Raw genomic sequence first — 12670 nt, forward strand, 5'->3', positions numbered from 1 at the left:
ATTTGCAGATAGAATTTTACTAAATGACCTCGATAAACAACCAGTAAAGGTTTCCAAATGTCGCAAGGTCTATTATCATCGACAGCCTATGTTCTAAAGGAAAGTACTATTATGCGCTGCAAATTGCTGACTGCCGCTGTGGTGGCTCTTGGGATTCTGGTAACCGGTTGTTCTACATTACAAAAAGTAGTTTACCGTCCGGATATCAATCAGGGTAATTTCTTAACGCCAGCTGACGTCTCCAAACTGCAAAAAGGCATGACCAAGCAGCAGGTGGCTTATATTTTAGGCACACCGATGTTGCAGGACCCATTTGGTTCCGATACCTGGTTCTATGTCTTCCGCCAGCAGCCAGGACACCAGGACGTGACACAACAAACGTTAACGCTAACGTTTGATGGTGGCGGTTCATTAAGCGGTATCACCAACGATACTTCAATGATGAAGCAAGAAAACTAAGTAACACCAGACAGTTACTGGTACGAATGACATAAATAAGACGCCGAATGGCGTCTTATTTTTTTGAGCGCTCCGCCCGTATCCGACGCAACTCTTTAGGATCGGCAATCAGCGGGCGATAGATTTCAACCCGATCGCCATCATGAACCGAATCGTTTAATTTGGCACCACGGCTAAAAATACCGACCTTATTTACTTTCAGGTCGATCTCTTTACGCATGTCCAGAATGCCTGAGGCAATAATCGCCTGTTCTACGCTACATCCTTCTTCTACAGTAAGATGTTTAACGTATTGTTGATCAGGTAAGGCATAGACCACTTCGATATGAATGTCAGACACCGTATACCTCTTTCGCTCTGCGGGTAAACGCCTGCACCATATTTTGCGCTAAATCCTGAAAAATTCGGCCAAAGGCAATTTCAATCAGCTTACTGCTAAATTCAAACTCAAGATTAAACTCAATACGACAGGCATCATCACCTAAAGGGGTAAACAACCAGCCACCCTGTAGGGTGCGAAATGGGCCATCCACCAGCTTCATATCAATGATTGAATTTTCTACCATTTGATTACTGGTAGTGAAGGTTTTACGAATTCCCACCTTGGCAACATCAATGGATGCCGTCATGGTGTTTTCTGTCTGCTCAAGTATGCGGCTGCTCACACAACCCGGTAAAAACTTCGGGTAAGAAAGAACATCGTTAGCCAGTTTATACATTTGCCCGGCGCTATAATTGACCAGTGCCGAACGTTTGATACGCTGCATAACATTTCCTAATCAATGGGTCTGAAAAGCGAGAAAAATTTAAACGGCGCAAATCATATCATCTAACCGGATTGTGACCAAAAACCTTATCACCCGTCTCTTTTTCCTGCAAAAAAGTAAACCACAGGCCATCATCCTGCGAATACCCCGATATAATAGAACCTGATGGAAGAAAATTACCTGAGCAAAGGGCTTAGGGGATATCTTTCAAATCAGCATTAAGTATAATAAAAACATTATGACAAAGAAAAAAGCATACAAACCCGGTTCCGCAACCATTGCGATGAACAAACGAGCACGCCACGAATACTTCATTGAAGAAGAGATCGAGGCGGGTTTAGCCCTGCAAGGCTGGGAAGTAAAATCCATGCGCGCGGGCAAAGCAAATATCAGCGACAGCTATGTGGTATTCCGTGACGGTGAAGCCTATTTGTTTGGCGCCACCATTATTCCACTTAACGTTGCCTCCTCACATATTGTTTGTGACCCAACCCGTACCCGCAAACTTCTGTTAAACAGAAAAGAGCTGGATAAGCTGTTTGGCTTGGCAAATCGCGATGGTTACACCATTGTTGCCCTTTCCATGTACTGGAAAAACGCCTGGAGCAAAATCAAAATCGGCGTGGCAAAAGGTAAGCAACTGCACGATAAACGTACCGATATTAAAGATCGCGAATGGCAGCTAAATAAAGCGCGGATTATGAAAAACGCCAACCGCTAAGGGTTGGCACTTTTCTTTTAATACTGCGTTTGCCAACAGGATAAGCATCGAGCCCTATTCTGTTGGCAAATCACTTTCTGACCTCTGATTTACTTTCCTTTCCACACCGGATCGCGCTTCTCTGCAAAAGCTTTTGGCCCTTCCAGTGCATCTTCTGAATGAAGAACGGACGGATAATTTTTCAGCTTGCCACTACGTATATGGCGATAACCCTCTTCCACCGACATTTCACCGGTTTCACGATAGATCTCTTTTATTGCCGCCACCGCTAAAGGCGCACTGAGAGCCAGTTGATGTGCCAGCTCACGAGCCGTTTCCATTAACTGTCCGCTTTCCACTACCCGATTAACTATTCCCCAACGCAAGGCTTCCTCGGCATTCATCTGGCGTCCGGTCATCATCATTTCGTTGGCAATGGCAGGTGGCAGTATCTTCGGCAGGCGCAGCATACCGCCGCTGTCAGGTACAATGCCCAACTTCGTTTCGGGAACCGCGAAACTGGCGTTTTGAGAGCAAACGATCATATCTGCCGCCAGCGCTAGTTCAAAACCACCACCAAAAGCGTAGCCATTTACCGCAGCGATCACCGGCTTATCCAGATTGAAAAGCTCCGTCAGCCCCGCAAATCCGCCCGGGCCGAAATCAGCATCAGGGGCTTCCCCTTCCGCGGCGGCTTTTAAGTCCCAACCGGCAGAGAAGAAACGCTCACCGGCACCGACAATAATCGCTACCCGCAATTCAGGATCGTCACGAAACTGAATAAACACATCACCCATTTCAAAACTGGTTTTAGCATCGATAGCATTCGCTTTAGGTCGGTCTAAAATAATCTCCAGAATGTGGCCATTCCGGCTTACGTGTAACGATTCGCTCATGTTAATACTCCATTGACTGGCAATTAATAACGTCACTGAGCTGATAATGGAGCGCAGTAAACCAATACGACATCAGCATAAATAATCATGTCGTATCAGCGCTCTGTTTATGATTTCTTCAACACACTCAGTGCAGACCTTTTTTAATAATTTTTCCCGAGCAGCTTCTTGGTAAGCTCTTTCTGATTTCCAGAAAGGATGGCACTTTAAATTTGGCCATATGGCTTTCACAAAATGAGAAGAACTCCTCTTCGGTTATGGTTTCCCCTTCATTGAGCACCACAAAAGCCTTAATGGCTTCATCCCGAATCGAATCCTTCAGACCAATGACCGTGACATCCATGATTTTGGGATGAGTGGAAATAATATTCTCCAGTTCGACGCAGGAAATATTTTCACCACTGCGTTTGATCATGTTGCAGCTACGCTCAACGAAGTAGAAGAAGCCTTCGTTATCGACATAACCATAATCACCGGTACGCAGCCAGCCATCGGCACTCAGTGCTTTAGCGGTCTCTTCAGGCATACGGTAATACTCTTTGAACAAGGTTTTGCCGGGGATGCCTTTAATACAGATTTCTCCGGTCACATTAGCGTCCAACAGCGTTCCATCCCGATCGCGGATCTCTATTTCATAGGCAAATCCGGCGCGACCTATGGATGGCCAGCGGCGTTTATCTCCGGGGCGGTCACCAATGGCACCAACGATAGTCTCTGTCATACCGTAAGAGGTGAATAGCCGAACGCCAAAACGCTGAACAAAAGCCTCTTTTTCCCGATCGGAAATATTGAGATAAAACAGCACTTCACGCAGGCAGTGCTGCTTTTCCCATGGCATCTGCGGCTGCATCATCATGGTTTTGATCATCAGCGGTATGCATTCGGTTACCGTCGCCCGGTATTTGCATACCTGCGCCCAAAACGTACGTGCACTGAATTTCTCCAACAGCACAAAGGTCGCACCAGCGGAGAAAGCGGCCATCGCCGCGGTACACTGGCAATCAATATGAAAGGCAGGCATTGGCGTCAGATAGACATCATCCTGACGCAAGGCGCACTGCCAGGAGGTATAGTAACCGGCAAACCTCAGGTTATAGTGAGTGATCACTACTCCCTTGGGACGAGAAGTGGTGCCGGAGGTAAACAATATTTCCGCCGTATCTTCAACATCGAGATCTTCCCAATGCATCAAATGAAGGGGTTGAACCTGTTTCAGATGGTGAAAGTCCAGCACATCAGATAGAGATTTATCTTCTGCGATCGCGTCGATCAACATGAGCCGCTGTATTGGCGCCAGCGCCTCCTGCTGAATCTCCTGATACATGGCAATAAATTCCCTGCTGGTTACTACCATCGAAGCTTCGCACTGATTAACGATATAGGCGCTCTCGTTTTTTAGCAGGTTGGCATTAACCGGTACCATGACCGCGCCAATTTTCGCCAAACCAAACCAGCAAAAGAAAAACTCAGCACAGTTACAGTTATTGAGATGCAGAGCTATCTTGTCGCCTTTAGCCACTCCGAGTGAATGAAAGAGATTAGCGGTACGATTAATCTCCTCATTTAACTCACGGTAGCTATATTCCAGCGCCAGCCCCTGAAGGTTCTCTACAATCAATGCAGTTTTATCGCCATGCAGTTCTGCAAGGTCATCCCACATTTGACGTAAATCTTGTCTACCTACTATATCCATTCCATACCTACCCAATATTGCTGCACGGTTGGTGGGGTGCAATGACGACAAAATCTTATTCAATGAGTAACTAAAGCGGTTATCCCACCTTGGCCAGACCTTTAGTTACCAGTTGCTGGATTTCCGCCTCACTGTAGCCAACGTTGGCTAAAATGGCGGCAGTGTCCATTCCCAGGGTTGGCATACCGCGCCAAATTTGTCCCGGATTATTCTTAAACTTCGGCATGACGTTTGGCCCTTTACAGTCCTGGCCATCAATGGTTTGCCAATGAGTGATAGACTCACGGGCAACATACTGCGGATTGTCTTCCAGCTCAGGAATGGTCAGCACTTTAGTCGATGCGATTTTCAGTTCGGCAAAGCGCGCCAGCACCTGAGCAATTGGCCTTTCGGCTAAAAACTCATCCAGTTTATCTTCAACAAACTGACCTTTAGGACATTCGATGCGGTGTATCAGTTGCGTATCTTCCGGAATTTCAGGCGTTCCCCACAGGTCATCAATCCCCATATCCTTAAACATTTCCTGAATCTGGTTCACACCCACCAGCTCCATCACTATGTAGCCATCCTGGCATTTATACAGGCCACAGCCGGTATAATAAGGGTCTTTCCCTTTGGTCATACGCGGACAAATTTCGCCGCCGTTAAAGTAATCCATCATGAAGTACTGACCCATACGCAACATCACTTCATACATTGCCACGTCGATACTTTCACCCACGCCGGTTTCGCGCACCTTATGCAATGCAGCCAGCGTTGCCGTGGTTACCGTCATACCAGAGAAATAGTCTGCCGTATAAGGGAAAGCCGGCATCGGTTGATCTTTATCACCATTTTGAATCAGATAGCCGCTAAAAGCCTGAGCAATGGTGTTATAAGCAGCAAGATTGGTGTACTCCGGCGTACCGTACTGACCAAAACCTGAGAGGTGAGCAATCACCAACTTTGGGTTATGTTCCCACAGCACTTCATCCGTAATACCACGACGGGCAAAAGCAGGCCCTTTACTGGCTTCAATGAAAATATCTGTGGTTTCAATCAGCTTCAGAAAAGCTTCACGCCCTTCATCTTTAAAGATATTCAGTGACAGTGCGTGCAGGTTACGCCTTGAGAGCTGGGGATAATTAGGTTGAATACGAATGGTATCGCCGTAAGTGACGTTTTCGATCCAGATAACTTCTGCGCCCCACTCGGCAAACATTTGTCCGGCAAAGGGACCGGCGATCTCAATTCCGGAAAAAACTACCCGTAAACCGGAAAGTGGGCCGAATGTGGGCATGGATAACCGTTCAGACATAATTATTAGCCTTTTGTATGGCACCAGCTCAGGAATGCTTCAGGTCAGCACTTCACCAAAAGCACCCCTGTTGTCTGGTGAAAGTGATTAACGATACTTTTTCAGTTCGGCACGGCCCAGAGTCAGAATCTGCATTTCATCTGAACCACCGGAAATACGGTCAACCCGCAGGTCACGCCAGAAGCGAGTGACCCGATGGTCTCCGGCAATACCGATACCACCCAGCACCTGCATGGCAGAGTCCACCACTTCAAAAGCGGCGTTCGCACAATAGAATTTACACATTGCCGCATCGCCAGAGGTCATCAGGCCGTTATCGCTTTTCCAGGCTGATTCAAACAGCATATTTTTCATGGCGTTCAGTTTGATCGCCATATGGGCAAACTTTTCCTGAATCAGCTGGAAGCGACCAATGGTTTCACCAAACTGCACGTGCTGGTTAGCGTACTTAGCCGCATCTTCATAGGCACAGTAAGCGGTACCGTAGTTGGTTAAAGCCACAATGAAACGTTCATGATCGAACTCTTCTTTCACCCGGTTAAAACCGTTACCTTCGCGGCCGAACATGTCTTTCTCTTCCAGTTCGACATTATCGAATACGATTTCGCAGCAGCTATCCATTCTCAGCCCCAGCTTCTCCAGCTTGGAGGCTTTAACACCCGGCTTGCTCATATCCACAAACCATTCTGAGTAAACCGGCTTATCCGGTGAAGCGGCATCCCGGGCCATCACCACGATATAAGGGGTGTAGGCACTACTGGTAATAAAGCACTTGCTACCGTTGAGATACACTTTGCCATTCTTGCGGGTGTAGTTAGTCTGCAGGCTTCCTACATCAGAACCCGCGCCCGGTTCGGTAATGGCGGAGTTCCACATCTGCTTACCCGTGCCCTGAAACGCCATAATCTTGTCGATTTGTTCCTGAGTACCTTCGCGCAGAACGGTATTAAAGCCACCCGGCAGTTGATACAGCACATAAGTCGGTGCCCCCAAACGCCCCAGCTCCGCCCACACTGCCGCCAGCGTGACAAATCCGGCATCCAGTCCACCGTGCTCTTCCGGCAGCAGCAGACTATCCAGCCCCATTTCTGCCAGCGCTCTGACAAAGCGCTCAGGATACTCACTGTTACGGTCGCATTCGGCAAAGTAGGCTTCCCAGTTTTCCTGCGCCATTAAATCTCGAATACCGGCAACAAACAGCTCCTGTTCATCGGTCAATGTAAAATCCATAGGTAAGGCCTCTTCTGTTTTCTGTGTTAAAAGATCAATATTTCCAATGAGTCGCTTTGGCGTCTTTCAGGAAAGAGATGGTTATCATTATGTTGACGAAGAACAGCGGACATCCTCCGGCAATAATCGCTGTCTGAATCGGCTTAAGGCCACCTAATGCCAGCAGGATGATGCCGATAATGCCCACCAGCACCGACCAGCCCACCCGTACCCAAACCGGCGGTTCGTCGTAGCCATTGGCTTCTTTACAGGTCGACATGGCCAGCGTGTAAGAACAGGCGTTAATCAGTGTTACCGTGGCGATAAAGCAGAGAATAAAGAATGCCCACATGGTGACCGTACTTAACGGCAATGCAGCCCAGGTTTGGATAATCGCCCTCGCCACACCGTGTTGTTCAATGATTTGTGGAATATTGATGGTTTGGTTATTAATCAGCGACAGGGTGTTACTACCCAGAATGGTCCACAGCAGCCAGGTTGATGCCGTCAGGCCACCTACCATTCCCAGACACAGTTGACGTACGCTACGTCCTTTAGAGATACGCGCCAGGAAGATACACATCTGGATGCCGTAAACGATCCACCACGCCCAGTAAAATACTGTCCAGCCCTGTGGGAACCCACTTTTGCTGATCGCATCGGTATAAAACAGCATCCGACCCACGTTCATCAGCAATACCCCAACCGAATCGGTGAAGTAGTTGACCGTAAAGCTGGTTGCACCAATGATAAATACCCAGGCCAGAATAATAATGCTCAGATAGTTACGCACATCACTGGCAATTTTGATCCCTTTTTGCAGACCAAACGCAACGCAAATGGCGTTAAATATGATCCAGCAGCCAATGATTAATGCATCCAGCTCCAGCGTATGAGGAATACCAAACAGATACTGAATACACTCGGTTACCAGTGGCGTTGCCAGCCCAAGGCTGGTGCCCATTGCCAGAATCAGCGCCACTAAGTAGAGGTTATCTACCATGGTACCGATGATCCCTTTACAGCGTTTTTCTCCCAGCAGGGGCACTAAGGTTCCGCTTGGGCGCATCACATTGATTTTTCTTACAAACATGAAGTAGCCAAAGGCTACTGCCAGGAAGCTATAGGTTGCCCACGGCAACGGCCCCCAGTGGAACAAACTATAAGCCAGACCTAACTCTTTAGCCGGAGTAGAGAACGGTTCCAGACCAAACGGAGGGGAAGAAACGTAGTAATAAATCTCAATGGAGCCCCAGAACAAAACTGCAGCCGAAGTACAGGAGGCGAACATCATGAAAATCCAGCTTAGGGTGCTAAATTCCGGCTTTTCATCCCCCAGAGTACGATGAGCAAACGGTCCAAAAATCAGCCAGAACCAGCCGCCGAACATAACGACCATGTACCATTCAAACGCCCATCCCCATTCATAGGTGATGTAGTTAAATACTGAATTGATAACCGCGTTTGACGCCTCCAGATCGCGAACCGTCAGATAGCAAAGTATTGCTACAATAATCAGTGAGGGAAAAAAGACTTTGGGTTCTATTCCCGTTTTCTTTTTACCAGCTTCATTTTCATTTTTCATTTTTGTATCTGCCCCATGAAATATTCTCCTCACAATGGCAATATTGAGAGCTACGTTTCTAAACAGAAACTATCCATGTCACCTTAAACAGGTGAACACACCCGGCATAAAATTATCTTTTTAATTAGACTTCAGATTTATAAAATCAAAAACACAACGCATTAAATAAATAAACAGAATTCAGAACATATTCCTTAATGTAAAAAACTCAGCTAATTAACATGAGGTTTATAATGAAATTTGAACGGTGAATAATCCGTGATCTTAATCAAGTTATGTCCCTGATTTCGCCTTGCTACCGATAAGCCTCAGAGATACCACATCGTTTTAAATTCAAAAATATCATTTAAAATCATTATGATAAAAAACAAAACAACTACTAAAAAAGGGTTAGATGAAGAGGTGACACTTTCAATATTGGTGATCTACGTATTATTTTGACCCGATGAATCATGGTATTTCTATTGCCATCAGGATAATTTGATGTTGAGGAATGGATAAATAGAATATTAATTAATCACATTAAGTCTGGTGAACTATTTTACCGTTAATAACCACGTAAACTTTTAAACGGCTTCTAATATGCCGTTATATTATATTTTCCTTAATTTGTATTTACTTTCTAATTTGGGAAATACTTCACAATATTGAAAATTATATTGCCTAATCGGAGAAGTGATGAAAATAATTGCATGCTATAAGCTTATTCCTGAGGAGCAGGATATTACCGTTAACAGTGATGGCACGCTGAACCTCAATAAAACAGATGCAAAAATCAGCCAATTCGACCTTAACGCTATTGAAGCTGCCTGCGCGCTAAAACAGCAAAATAGCGATATTCATATTGTTGCCATGAGCTCCGGTGGTGAAGCGCTGGCAAATCCTAAAGGGCGTAAAGATGTACTGTCACGCGGCCCGGATGAGCTGATTGTTGTCTCTGAACCCGGGCTGGAAAATGCCCTGCCCCATCAAACGGCGGCGATTCTGGCCGCGGCAGCACAAAAATCAGGCTTCGATCTGATCCTCTGTGGTGATGGTTCCGCTGACCTCTATGCCCAGCAGGTTGGCCTGTTACTGGGTGAAGCCTTGGGTGTTAGCGCCATTAACGGTGTTAGCCGCATTATCAGCCTTTCCGATACACAAATTCAGGTGGAACGTACGCTGGAAGATGAGGTGGAAACCTTAACCCTCAATCTGCCTGCGGTGGTTGCCGTATCTACCGATATTAATGCGCCGCAAATCCCTTCCATGAAGGCGATTCTTGGCGCGGCTAAAAAACCGGTTCAGGCCTGGCAATCCGCAGATTTAGGTCTGGGTGATGTGAGCGGTTATACCACATTACTCAGCGTACTGGCCCCTCAACAGAAAGCGCGTGCTCGCGTAATCATTGAAGGCGATGGCGAAGAACAAATCGCCGAATTTGCAGAACACCTGCGTAAAGTAATTGGTTAATGAGGGGATGACATGAGCAAATTTTCAACTGTTTGGGTATTTAGTGATGCTGCATCCCGCCTGCCGGAACTGATGGGTGCAGCCCGTCAGCTTGGTGAAGACGTTCGCGTCATTGTTCAGGGTAATGAGCAGTCGGCTCAGGCTTTTCGCCTTGGCGCAGATGCGGCATATGATTTAGGCTCCATCCCGGCAGATCGCATTATCGAAGACTATGCAGATACGCTGGTACAAACCATTAAAAATCACGCGCCAAACGCTCTGGTGCTGTTACCCGCCACCCGACGCTGCAAAGCGCTGGCGGCACGACTGGGTGCCCGCCTTACTGCCGGTGTGGTTAATGACGCCAATGAACTGGTTTTGCAGGATGGTCACATCGTAGCAACCCACATGGTGTATGGCGGACTGGCGTTTGGTAAAGAGCAAATTACAACACCTTATGCGGTAACCACCCTGAACAGCGGCGTATTTGAGGTCGCTCAGGAAGATTCCGCCCGCACCGGTAGCGCCACATCGCTGGAGTTCGTCGCACCTAAGAATCCAATTATCTGCGTCTCCCGTAAGGTTAAGCAAAGTAACAGCGTCGACCTCGGCAAAGCCAGACTGGTGGTTAGCGTAGGCCGCGGTATCGGCAATCAGGCAAATATCTCGATTGCCGAAGCCCTTAGCAATGCGATGGGTGCTGAACTCGGCTGTTCGCGTCCGGTAGCTGAAAACGAAAAATGGATGGATCGGGAACGCTATGTCGGTATCTCCGGCATTATGATCAAGCCTGAGCTCTATCTGGCTCTGGGCATCTCCGGTCAAATCCAGCATATGGTTGGTGCCAACGGCGCTCAAATCATCATGGCGATCAACAAAGATAAAAACGCGCCGATTTTCCAGTATGCCGATTATGGTCTGGTTGGCGATCTAATGAAGATCGTTCCTGCGCTTACTGAGGCGTTAAAACGTTAACGAGACGGCGCGGTCATTCAGGGCTGCGCCATTTTATCGTCTACCTGGAGACACTATGTCCGAAGATATCTTTGATACCATTATCGTAGGTGCAGGGCTGGCAGGCTGTGTTTGCGCACTGGTGCTGGCACGAGAAGGCGCTAACGTATTAGTAATTGAGCGCGGCAACTATGCCGGTGCCAAAAACGTCACTGGCGGTCGACTGTACACTCACAGTCTGGAGCGTATTATTCCCGGCTTCGCCGAACAGGCGCCTGTTGAGCGCCGCATTACTCACGAGAAGATTTCATTTCTCACTGACGACAGTGCCGTAACCCTTGATTATCATCGTTCCGGCGATGCCACGCCGTTAAAAGACTCCTACTCGGTACTGCGTGCTCAATTCGATCCCTGGTTAATGGCGCAGGCAGAAGAAGCAGGAGCACAGTTCATCTGTGGTATCCGCGTCGATAAGCTGGTTCAGCGTGATGGGAAGGTGATTGGCGTTGAGGCGGATGGCGATGTACTGGAAGCCCATACTGTCATTCTGGCTGAAGGGGTTAATGCCATTCTGGCTGAGCAAATTGGCATGGCGAAGCCGGTGTCTCCTGCTTCCGTTGCCGTTGGCGTCAAAGAACTGATTGAACTACCGCAAGATCTGCTGGAAGCGCGCTTTAGTCTGGAGAGTAATCAGGGGGCCGCCTGGCTGTTTGCCGGTACGCCTTCCGATGGTCAAATGGGCGGAGGTTTTCTGTATACCAACCGTAATACTATCTCGTTGGGGCTGGTATATGGTTTGCACCACATTGAACAGGCGAATAAATCAGTACCGCAAATGTTGGAGGATTTTAAACATCATCCGGCAGTACGGCCTCTGATTGCCGGCGGCAAAACCATTGAGTATGCGGCTCATGTCGTACCGGAAGCCGGTATCAATATGATGCCAAAATTGATTGGTGATGGTGTGCTGATTGCCGGTGATACCGCAGGGATGTGCCTCAACCTTGGCTTTACCATTCGCGGTATGGATTTGGCTATCGCCTCCGGCGAAGCCGCAGCCCGTGCGGTACTGGATGCCAAAGCCAAAAACGACTTTAGCGCTCAGGGCTTAAGCAGCTATACCCAGCATCTGGAAACCCTGTCGGTAATGCAAGACCTGCGTCACTATCGCAAAGTGCCAGCCATGATGGATAACCCCCGCATGTTTACCCAATACCCGCAAATGGCGGCCAACGTCATGGCGGATCTATTCACTATTGACGGACAACCTCCACAGCCATTACGCAAAAAAATCATGCGACATGCTAAAGAGGTCGGCTACCTGAACCTGCTTAAGGACGGTATTAAAGGAGTAACTGCGCTATGAGTGAACCAGTCAATATTGACGTGAAGCTGGGCATTAACAAGTTTCATGTGGATGAGGGACATCCACATATCATTATTCGTGAACACCCTGACATGGCAGCATTTCGCACCCTGACTCTCGCCTGCCCTGCCGGATTGTACAAACAGCTGGAAGATGGCTCGATTCGTTTTGACTATGCCGGTTGTCTGGAATGTGGAACCTGTCGCATTCTATGTCGCCATTCAGTTTTAGAAGAGTGGACCTACCCGCGCGGTACCTTTGGGGTTGAATATCGTTACGGTTAAGGCCAATGCGGAGATGGATAACGTATCTA

13 protein-coding genes are annotated in these 12670 nt (G+C 47.7%); 6 read left to right on the forward strand and 7 right to left on the reverse strand.

All coding sequences use genetic code 11. The annotated features are described in order from the left end of the window. The first annotated feature begins 111 nt into the window (after positions 1-111). The gene (gene bamE / locus EKN56_RS12455; protein ID WP_130592071.1) at positions 112-459 is read left to right on the forward strand and encodes an outer membrane protein assembly factor BamE; all 348 of its coding nucleotides are present in this window, start codon (positions 112-114) and stop codon (positions 457-459) included. A 55-nt stretch (positions 460-514) separates the two neighbouring features. Here bamE and EKN56_RS12460 read toward each other — a convergent pair whose 3' ends face one another. Both EKN56_RS12460 and EKN56_RS12465 read right to left on the reverse strand, forming a co-directional pair. Continuing rightward, complete coding sequence (locus tag EKN56_RS12460) at positions 515-799, reverse strand: RnfH family protein (RefSeq protein WP_130592072.1); 285 nt, start codon at positions 797-799, stop codon at positions 515-517. Further along, complete coding sequence (locus EKN56_RS12465) at positions 792-1226, reverse strand: SRPBCC family protein (RefSeq protein ID WP_130592073.1); 435 nt, start codon at positions 1224-1226, stop codon at positions 792-794. The genes EKN56_RS12460 and EKN56_RS12465 overlap by 8 nt, the downstream gene beginning before the upstream one ends. A 238-nt stretch (positions 1227-1464) precedes the next feature. Here EKN56_RS12465 and smpB point away from each other — a divergent pair, with 238 nt between their 5' ends. Then, on the forward strand, positions 1465-1947 hold the full coding sequence (smpB, locus tag EKN56_RS12470; RefSeq protein WP_108900056.1) for an SsrA-binding protein SmpB: 483 nt from the start codon (positions 1465-1467) through the stop codon (positions 1945-1947). An 89-nt stretch (positions 1948-2036) separates the two neighbouring features. Here smpB and caiD read toward each other — a convergent pair whose 3' ends face one another. The 5 genes from caiD to caiT all read right to left on the reverse strand — a co-directional run bounded on the left by caiD (position 2037) and on the right by caiT (position 8606). After that, positions 2037-2822 carry a crotonobetainyl-CoA hydratase gene (caiD, locus tag EKN56_RS12475; protein WP_130592074.1) on the reverse strand — a complete coding sequence of 262 codons (786 nt, stop codon included), beginning with the start codon at positions 2820-2822 and terminating at the stop codon, positions 2037-2039. A 127-nt stretch (positions 2823-2949) separates the two neighbouring features. Further along, positions 2950-4515, reverse strand: coding sequence for a crotonobetaine/carnitine-CoA ligase (gene caiC, locus EKN56_RS12480; protein WP_130592075.1), 1566 nt, complete (start codon positions 4513-4515; stop codon positions 2950-2952). Positions 4516-4594: 79 nt separating this feature from the next. After that, positions 4595-5812, reverse strand: a complete 1218-nt coding sequence (caiB, locus tag EKN56_RS12485) for an L-carnitine CoA-transferase (protein ID WP_407656482.1) — start codon at positions 5810-5812, stop codon at positions 4595-4597. Positions 5813-5899: 87 nt separating this feature from the next. After that, complete coding sequence (caiA, locus tag EKN56_RS12490) at positions 5900-7042, reverse strand: crotonobetainyl-CoA dehydrogenase (protein WP_130592076.1); 1143 nt, start codon at positions 7040-7042, stop codon at positions 5900-5902. A gap of 34 nt (positions 7043-7076) precedes the next feature. After that, positions 7077-8606, reverse strand: coding sequence for an L-carnitine/gamma-butyrobetaine antiporter (gene caiT / locus EKN56_RS12495; protein WP_130592077.1), 1530 nt, complete (start codon positions 8604-8606; stop codon positions 7077-7079). A 678-nt stretch (positions 8607-9284) separates the two neighbouring features. Here caiT and fixA point away from each other — a divergent pair. Genes fixA through EKN56_RS12515 form a run of 4 tightly spaced genes read left to right on the forward strand, consistent with a single transcriptional unit; the run spans position 9285 to position 12641 of the window. After that, positions 9285-10058, forward strand: a complete 774-nt coding sequence (gene fixA / locus EKN56_RS12500; protein WP_130592078.1) for a putative electron transfer flavoprotein FixA — start codon at positions 9285-9287, stop codon at positions 10056-10058. Positions 10059-10070: 12 nt separating this feature from the next. Further along, positions 10071-11012 (forward strand): FAD-binding protein, encoded by a 942-nt coding sequence (locus EKN56_RS12505; protein WP_130592079.1) that lies wholly within the window; start codon positions 10071-10073, stop codon positions 11010-11012. 55 nt (positions 11013-11067) lie between these two features. Beyond that, positions 11068-12357, forward strand: a complete 1290-nt coding sequence (gene fixC, locus EKN56_RS12510) for an FAD-dependent oxidoreductase FixC (RefSeq protein WP_130592080.1) — start codon at positions 11068-11070, stop codon at positions 12355-12357. Further along, complete coding sequence (locus tag EKN56_RS12515) at positions 12354-12641, forward strand: 4Fe-4S dicluster domain-containing protein (RefSeq protein WP_108900065.1); 288 nt, start codon at positions 12354-12356, stop codon at positions 12639-12641. Before fixC ends, EKN56_RS12515 begins: the two co-directional genes overlap by 4 nt. The last annotated feature ends 29 nt before the right edge of the window (positions 12642-12670 follow it).

This window comes from Limnobaculum zhutongyuii (genome assembly GCF_004295645.1).
GTDB classification, from domain to species: Bacteria; Pseudomonadota; Gammaproteobacteria; order Enterobacterales; family Enterobacteriaceae; genus Limnobaculum; species Limnobaculum zhutongyuii.

What these genes read in the sequence shown, in the direction of transcription:
- fixC (WP_130592080.1), top strand. Translation starts at nt 11,068, where the DNA reads ATGTCCGAAGATATCTTTGATACCATTATCGTAGGTGCAGGGCTGGCA.
- caiD (WP_130592074.1), bottom strand. Translation starts at nt 2,822, where the DNA reads ATGAGCGAATCGTTACACGTAAGCCGGAATGGCCACATTCTGGAGATT.
- caiB (WP_407656482.1), bottom strand. Translation starts at nt 5,812, where the DNA reads ATGTCTGAACGGTTATCCATGCCCACATTCGGCCCACTTTCCGGTTTA.
- caiC (WP_130592075.1), bottom strand. Translation starts at nt 4,515, where the DNA reads ATGGATATAGTAGGTAGACAAGATTTACGTCAAATGTGGGATGACCTT.
- caiA (WP_130592076.1), bottom strand. Translation starts at nt 7,042, where the DNA reads ATGGATTTTACATTGACCGATGAACAGGAGCTGTTTGTTGCCGGTATT.
- caiT (WP_130592077.1), bottom strand. Translation starts at nt 8,606, where the DNA reads ATGAAAAATGAAAATGAAGCTGGTAAAAAGAAAACGGGAATAGAACCC.
- bamE (WP_130592071.1), top strand. Translation starts at nt 112, where the DNA reads ATGCGCTGCAAATTGCTGACTGCCGCTGTGGTGGCTCTTGGGATTCTG.
- EKN56_RS12515 (WP_108900065.1), top strand. Translation starts at nt 12,354, where the DNA reads ATGAGTGAACCAGTCAATATTGACGTGAAGCTGGGCATTAACAAGTTT.
- EKN56_RS12465 (WP_130592073.1), bottom strand. Translation starts at nt 1,226, where the DNA reads ATGCAGCGTATCAAACGTTCGGCACTGGTCAATTATAGCGCCGGGCAA.
- smpB (WP_108900056.1), top strand. Translation starts at nt 1,465, where the DNA reads ATGACAAAGAAAAAAGCATACAAACCCGGTTCCGCAACCATTGCGATG.
- EKN56_RS12505 (WP_130592079.1), top strand. Translation starts at nt 10,071, where the DNA reads ATGAGCAAATTTTCAACTGTTTGGGTATTTAGTGATGCTGCATCCCGC.
- fixA (WP_130592078.1), top strand. Translation starts at nt 9,285, where the DNA reads ATGAAAATAATTGCATGCTATAAGCTTATTCCTGAGGAGCAGGATATT.